This is a genomic window from Bradyrhizobium sp., assembly GCF_049691595.1.
Lineage (GTDB): Bacteria > Pseudomonadota > Alphaproteobacteria > Rhizobiales > Xanthobacteraceae > Bradyrhizobium.
The window spans coordinates 1-6,629 of sequence record NZ_JBAVNZ010000451.1 but is presented as its reverse complement, the minus strand read 5'-3'; the positions used below and the strand labels follow the sequence as shown (position 1 = coordinate 6,629).

Below are 6,629 nucleotides of genomic sequence, written 5' to 3'. Positions count from 1 at the left end.
GCTCAAGGCGGCGGCCGAAAAGCTCGGCAGGGTCGATTTCACCAATCTCTGGGCCGGGCAGGCGGTGCGGATGGGGGGCGAGATGCCGGCGGCCGAATTGACCCGGGCGCTCGCGGGTCACGCGCTGGCGCAGCTCGGCCGGATGGCCGGCTGACGGCGGCAACCGAGGTTGCGGCGCAAAAGCGGCCTCTGCTATACGGCGGGCTGAGTTTCCCGTTCGAGGCCATATATCATGTCCGTTGATGCCACGACCGTTCGCCGCATCGCGCATCTGGCGCGGATCGCGGTCACCGAGGCCGAAGTTCCCGATCTGCAGGGCGAATTGAACGCGATGCTGGCCTTCGTGGAGCAGCTTTCGGAAGTGAATGTCGAGGGCGTCGAGCCGATGACCTCGGTGACCCCGATGGCAATGAAGAAGCGGCCGGACGTGGTCGATGACGGCGACATCGCCGACGAGGTGGTCCGGAACGCGCCGGATGCCTTGAACCATTTCTTTCTGGTGCCGAAGGTCGTGGAGTAAACTCTCTTTTTTGAGGCGGGAAATCCGATGTGTCTGCTCTGCGACGATGAAAAGGCTTATCAGGCCTATATGAACTATCTCGACGCGATGGCGCGGCAGGGCAAGGCCGCCGATCCCGACAAGGCGATGGACGCCGTGCTCGATCAGCTCGAGGCCGCCGACAAGGCCCGCGCCGGACAAGACGATCCCGCCCGCGACAAGACGTTGTCTCCGTTCTTCTGCAGCCCGATCAATAAATGACCGATCTGACATCGATGACGATCGCCGAGGCTCGAAGTGGCCTCGCGAAAAAGTCTTTCACCTCGCTCGAGCTGACGGATGCGCATCTGGCCGCGATGGCGGCGGCGCGCGCGCTCAATGCCTTCGTGCTGGAGACGCCGGATCAGGCCCGCGCCATGGCACGCGCCATCGACGCGAAGATCGCAAGGGGCGAGGGCGGCCCGCTCGCCGGCATTCCGCTCGGCATCAAGGATCTGTTCGCAACCAGAGATGTCAGAACCACCGCGTGCTCGAAAATTCTCGGCAATTTCGTGCCGCCCTATGAATCGACCGTCACCTCGCAGCTCTGGCGCGATGGCGCGGTCATGCTGGGCAAGCTCAACAATGACGAGTTCGCGATGGGCTCGTCGAACGAGACCTCGTGCTTTGGCCCGGTGGTCAATCCGTGGCGGCGCGAGGGCTCCAATACGTCGCTGGTGCCGGGCGGCTCGTCCGGCGGATCGGCGTCGGCGGTCGCAGCACAGCTCTGCATGGGCGCCACCGCGACCGATACCGGCGGCTCGATCCGCCAGCCCGCGGCGTTCACCGCGACCGTCGGCGTCAAGCCGACCTATGGCCGCTGCTCGCGCTGGGGCATCGTCGCCTTTGCCTCCTCGCTCGATCAGGCCGGGCCGATTGCGCGCACCGTTCGCGACGCGGCGATCCTGCTGCGCTCGATGGCCGGTCACGATCCCAGGGATACCACCTCGGCCAATCGCGCGGTGCCGGACTACGAAGCCGCGATCGGGAAATCCGTGCACGGCATGAAGATCGGCATTCCCAAAGAGTATCGCCTCGACGGCATGCCCGCGGAAATCGAAAAGCTCTGGCGCGAAGGCGCGGCCTGGCTGAAGGCGGCCGGGGCTGAGCTCGTCGAGGTGTCGCTGCCGCACACCAAATACGCGCTGCCGGCCTATTACATTGTCGCGCCCGCGGAAGCCTCGTCGAACCTGGCGCGCTACGACGGCGTGCGCTACGGCCTGCGCGCGCCCGGCCGCTCGATCGGCGAGATGTACGAGAACACCCGCGCGGGAGGCTTTGGCGCCGAGGTCCGCCGCCGCGTCATGATCGGCACCTATGTGCTCTCGGCCGGCTATTATGACGCCTATTATCTGCGCGCGCAGAAGGTGCGCACGCTGATCAAGAAAGACTTCGAGGATTGCTTCGCCAAGGGCGTCAACGCGCTCCTGACGCCGGCGACGCCGTCGGCCGCGTTCGGCATCGGCGAGAAAGCCGGCGCCGACCCGATCGAAATGTATCTCAACGACATTTTCACGGTGACGGTGAACATGGCGGGACTGCCGGGGATCGCGGTTCCCGCCGGCCAGGACGCCCAGGGCCTGCCGCTCGGCCTGCAACTGATCGGCCGTCCGTTCGACGAGGAGACGCTGTTCTCGCTCGGCGAGGTGGTCGAGCAGGCGGCCGGGCGGTTCACGCCAGCGAGGTGGTGGTGACCATGGCGGAGTTCAAGGCTAGCCTGTCGGGCGCCGCACCCGCGCCACAATTGGACGCGCCACTCGCCGCGCTGTGGTGGGCGGCCAAGGGGGCGTCAAAGGGCGGATGGGACGAGGCGCACAAGATCGTTCAGGACGAACCGACCGCTGACGCCGCCTGGGTCCATGCCTATCTGCATCGCGTCGAGGGCGATCTCGGCAATGCCGGCTATTGGTATCGAAAGGCGGGCCAGCCGGTGGCGAAAGACTCGGCTGAATCCGAATGGGAGCGGATCGCTTCCGCGCTGCTTGGGAGTGGAAGCGCATGAGTGCGACAGGTGCAAAACGGATCAAGGGAACGACCGGCGACTGGGAAGTCGTGATCGGGATGGAAATCCATGCCCAGGTCACCTCGAAGTCAAAGCTGTTCTCGGGCGCATCGACCGAATTCGGCGGCGAGCCCAACAGCCAGGTCTCGCTGGTCGATGCCGCGATGCCGGGCATGCTGCCTGTCATCAACGAGGAATGCGTCCGGCAGGCGGTGCGCACCGGTTTGGGCCTGAACGCAACGATCAACCTGCGCTCGGTGTTCGACCGCAAGAATTATTTCTATCCGGATTTGCCGCAGGGCTATCAGATCAGCCAGTACAAGTCGCCGATCGTCGGCGAGGGCGAGGTGGTCGTCGAGCTGGATGGTGGCAAAACCGTGACGGTCGGGATCGAGCGGCTGCATCTGGAGCAGGACGCCGCCAAATTGCTGCACGACCAGAGCCCGACCATGTCGTATGTCGACCTCAACCGCTCCGGCGTCGCGCTGATGGAGATCGTCTCCAAGCCGGACCTCCGCGATGCCGAGCAGGCCAAGGCCTATCTCGCCAAGCTGCGCTCGATCCTGCGTTATCTCGGCACCTGCGACGGCGACATGGAGAAGGGTTCCCTGCGCGCCGACGTCAATGTTTCCGTGCGCAGGCCCGGCGGTCCGCTCGGCACCAGATGTGAGATCAAGAACATGAACTCGATCGCCTTCATCGGCGAGGCGATCGAATATGAGGCGCGGCGTCAGGTCGACATCATCGAGGACGGCGGCGCCATCGATCAGGAAACCCGGCTGTTCGACCCCAACAAGGGCGAAACGCGCTCGATGCGTTCCAAGGAGGAGGCGCACGACTACCGCTATTTCCCGGATCCCGATCTTTTGCCGCTGGAATTCAGCGAAGCCTATGTCGCCGCCCTAAAGGCGGAACTGCCGGAACTGCCGGACCAGAAGAAGATACGCTTCATCGAGGGTTTTGGACTGTCGCCCTACGATGCCGGCGTGCTGGTGGCGGAACGCGAGAGCGCGGATTTTTATGAAACCGTGCTGGCAAAACTTGCGGACAAGGCCCGCGACGGCAAGCTCGCCGCCAACTGGGTGATCAACGAGCTGTTCGGGCGCCTCAACAAGCAAGGCCGGGACATTTCGACTTCTCCGGTCTCGGCGGTTCAGCTTGCGGCGATCGTCGATCTGATCGGCGAGGGCACGATCTCGGGCAAAATCGCCAAGGATCTGTTCGAGATCGTCTGGCAGGAAGGCGGCGACCCGCGCGCGCTGGTGGAAGCGCGCGGCATGAAGCAGGTCACCGACCTCGGCGCGATCGAGAAGGTGGTCGACGATATCATCGCCGCCAACCCGGAAAAGGCCGAGCAGGCGAAAGCCAGGCCGCAACTGGTCGGCTGGTTCGTCGGCCAGGTGATGAAGTCGTCGGGCGGCAAGGCCAACCCGCAGGCCGTCAACGATCTGCTCAAGTCCAGGCTCGGGATCTGAGCGTCCCGAAACGGGACGACGGCGTCAGCGTCGGCATCCCGTTTCGATGGGCGCCGGCGTCCACCGATGGTTGGTCGCGAGCCCGATCCATCGTCATGGCGAGAAATGCCATCACGAATCGGCGACGGCGATTGGTCCGGAAAATCGGTTTTGGCGAGCGGCAGTGAGACGCTAACCCTGTTGTCACGAAAATTTTTTTATTGCCAAAGTTCGCGACTCAGAGTCCGCGAAACGCGTTTTCGGACGCCATCGTCGGATAGCGACGGCATCGATCGCGCGTCGCGCGTTGCAACCATGAATCACGGAAACAACTGCGGCACAGGCGATTCCTGCAATATCGACCAACGGCGATGCCGGTCATTGCCGCGCTTTTCGCATCATCCCGCGAACATATTGTCGTGCGCTCGATCAACCCGCGGCGCGCGCCCTGCCATCGCAGCATCAACACTTCCTTAAGCTGGGCGCTGTTTTTTTCGACGTGTTGGTGTATTCGGGATGCAGTGCATTTCGATTCCCGAGTGCACGCAGCGATTAAGCCATCTCACTACATCAGGAGGGCAATATGGCCAAGAAAGCGAAGAAGGCGAAGAAGGCGAAGAGCGCAGTGAAGAAGACTGCGAAGAAGACCCGCAAGGTCGCCAAGAAGAAGAAGTAAGTCTCGCCTGAGAGGATTGCCGGCGGCTTGATGCCGGCGCGTCACAGGAGCCTTCGGACGATCTGCTTCTCGAAGCAAATCCGAAAACATGGCTCTGGTCGACGAAAGAGGGTGTCGGCGAGACATCAGGTCAAACGGCTGGATCGTATGACAGGGAGTGCGCGCTTTCAAAAGCTCGCTCTTTCAAAAACGGTCCGGCAGAAGAAACAGATTTTCTTCGTTCGGTGCGGATCTGCTTTCGGCTCCGCAATTTCACCGGGCTCCAAAGCCCGATCGTGAAATCTGATCCTGACGTGTTCGCCGACGCCCTCGTTCCAGTTGCCGCGCGATTTCGCCCGGCACTTCTGATTTTCCCGAAAGCCCCCACATCGCCGGTCCGACGGACGTGCCCTTTGGCATCCGGGGCTGGCACTTGCCCGCGATGGTTATCGTTGTGCGAAACGGCAGGGTAAACCGAACCTCACGATCCCGGCCCAACCCTTGCGAGACGGGCACTTCTGCGATTCCGTGAAGGCGCGCGCGGCGCGCACGTTTACATCCCGTTCATCGCGAACCTTAAACTGCCCTTCAAATTTGATCGGCCATGATCATCCCAACAAGCCGGCCAACGGCGAGAGGAAATAACGGGACGTTTTGACATTGGATGGGGGCCGCGCTCGGGACAAAGGGCGGCCAACAAATAACAAGGGGAGCCTATCATGTTTCAGGGGCAATTCGATCTGGATGGCGCAACGCCGGTGGAGGCGACGGAAATCCCCGACGTGCTGTTCGAGCGCGGGCTGTACTGGGCGAGCGGCCGTTCCGGCGTGGTCAATCTCGTCGCGGCCCACAAGTGGTTCAACCTTGCGGCGCTGAAGGGGCGCAGCGACGCGATCGCGCTTCGTCGCGAGGTCGCCGAGATCATGTCGGATGTCGAAATCGCCGTCGCCCAGCGCGAGGCGCGCGCCTGGATGACGGCGCACTGAGAGGTGGCTCGACAGCCGCTGCGATCATTCGAGCTTCGACTGGTCCGACGGGCCGGTGTCGTCGCCCGCGGTATGCCGGCGATGTGCCCTGGACTCGTAAGACCCAAGCGATGAAATTGAATCCGTCTCAATCCTGGCGAGCGAGACAGCATTTCTTGGCTTTCTTGCCGCTGCCGCAGGGGCAGGGATCGTTGCGCCCGACATGGCGCAACGGATTTCTGACCGGCTCGATCGGCGTCCAGTCGTCGTCGGCGAAAAGATCGTCGCCGAAGGGAAACTCCTCGTCGAAAACGTCCTCTTCGATGTCGTCGGCGTAGTCTGTCCATTCAAGCGCCTCGAGCACATCCTCGATGTAGCCGAGATTGAGATCATTGAACCGTTCGATGTCGTCCGGCATCTGCTCCGCATCGGCGAGATCCTGCTCGAATTCGTCATGATCGAAGCTGAACGGCGGTATGCGGCCTTCGTCCCAGGCGCTGTGCACGAGCGGCGCCAGATCGCGCAGCCCGAGCATCGCGATCGCCCGCAGCCAGCCTGCCCAGGCTTCGTCGTCGTCGGGTGCAAGTCGTTGCTGGTAAAACTGGATGAGCAAGCGCTGCATCCGCTCGCGCGCGATCAGGCCCTGCCAGGTGAGGAAGGTCGCCGCGCCGAGCAGCGCGTCACGGACGAACTCATCGACGGAGCTATCCACGATGAGGTCGAACAGGGCCTCGGTATCGCCGTCGAACAGGCCCGCGGCAATGCGCGCCAACCCGTGAGTGACGGCCTCGCCGAGCAGGTCGTCGAGTTCGTGCCCTGGACGGCGCAACAGCCGCAGCAGCGGACCGCACGCCTCGGTGTCTCGCGCACCGCCCAGGATATAGAGGCCCCTGAAGAGCAGCAGTTCCTCGTCGTCGGAAAGGGTCTCGCCGTCGGCCGCCCGCTCGAGCAGGGCGCGCAGCGCGGGCGCGGATTCCTCGATCCGGATGGTGCAAAGCCCGAGCGCCAGAACGGG

6 protein-coding genes and 3 pseudogenes are annotated in these 6,629 nt (G+C 63.3%); 7 read left to right on the top strand and 2 right to left on the bottom strand.

From position 1 onward, the window contains the following. From WCE35_RS19125 to WCE35_RS19095, 7 genes and pseudogenes are all read left to right on the top strand, one after another. A pseudogene (locus tag WCE35_RS19125) lies at positions 1–154 on the top strand (2-nitropropane dioxygenase); the annotation flags it as partial. 78 nt (positions 155–232) lie between these two features. Continuing rightward, positions 233–520 (top strand): Asp-tRNA(Asn)/Glu-tRNA(Gln) amidotransferase subunit GatC, encoded by a 288-nt coding sequence (gene gatC / locus WCE35_RS19120; protein ID WP_424594891.1) that lies wholly within the window; start codon positions 233–235, stop codon positions 518–520. A gap of 27 nt (positions 521–547) precedes the next feature. Next, positions 548–760: a hypothetical protein gene (locus WCE35_RS19115; protein ID WP_424594890.1), complete on the top strand. Its 213-nt coding sequence runs from the start codon at positions 548–550 to the stop codon at positions 758–760. Continuing rightward, entirely contained in the window at positions 757–2,232 is a 1,476-nt protein-coding gene (gene gatA / locus WCE35_RS19110) for an Asp-tRNA(Asn)/Glu-tRNA(Gln) amidotransferase subunit GatA (RefSeq protein ID WP_424594889.1), read from the top strand. The genes WCE35_RS19115 and gatA overlap by 4 nt, the downstream gene beginning before the upstream one ends. A gap of 2 nt (positions 2,233–2,234) precedes the next feature. Next, on the top strand, positions 2,235–2,540 hold the full coding sequence (locus tag WCE35_RS19105; RefSeq protein WP_424594888.1) for a hypothetical protein: 306 nt from the start codon (positions 2,235–2,237) through the stop codon (positions 2,538–2,540). Next, positions 2,537–4,015: an Asp-tRNA(Asn)/Glu-tRNA(Gln) amidotransferase subunit GatB gene (gatB, locus tag WCE35_RS19100; RefSeq protein ID WP_424594887.1), complete on the top strand. Its 1,479-nt coding sequence runs from the start codon at positions 2,537–2,539 to the stop codon at positions 4,013–4,015. The genes WCE35_RS19105 and gatB overlap by 4 nt, the downstream gene beginning before the upstream one ends. Before the next feature lie 1,353 nt (positions 4,016–5,368). Continuing rightward, positions 5,369–5,635 (top strand): hypothetical protein, encoded by a 267-nt coding sequence (locus WCE35_RS19095; RefSeq protein ID WP_424594886.1) that lies wholly within the window; start codon positions 5,369–5,371, stop codon positions 5,633–5,635. A 127-nt stretch (positions 5,636–5,762) separates the two neighbouring features. Here the strand turns inward: WCE35_RS19095 and WCE35_RS19090 are convergent. Together WCE35_RS19090 and WCE35_RS19085 are read right to left on the bottom strand one after the other, a co-directional pair. Continuing rightward, positions 5,763–5,870 (bottom strand): annotated as a pseudogene (locus tag WCE35_RS19090) (SEC-C metal-binding domain-containing protein); the annotation flags it as partial. Between the two features lie 99 nt (positions 5,871–5,969). Further along, a pseudogene (locus WCE35_RS19085) lies at positions 5,970–6,596 on the bottom strand (DUF1186 domain-containing protein); the annotation flags it as partial. Positions 6,597–6,629 lie beyond the last annotated feature (33 nt).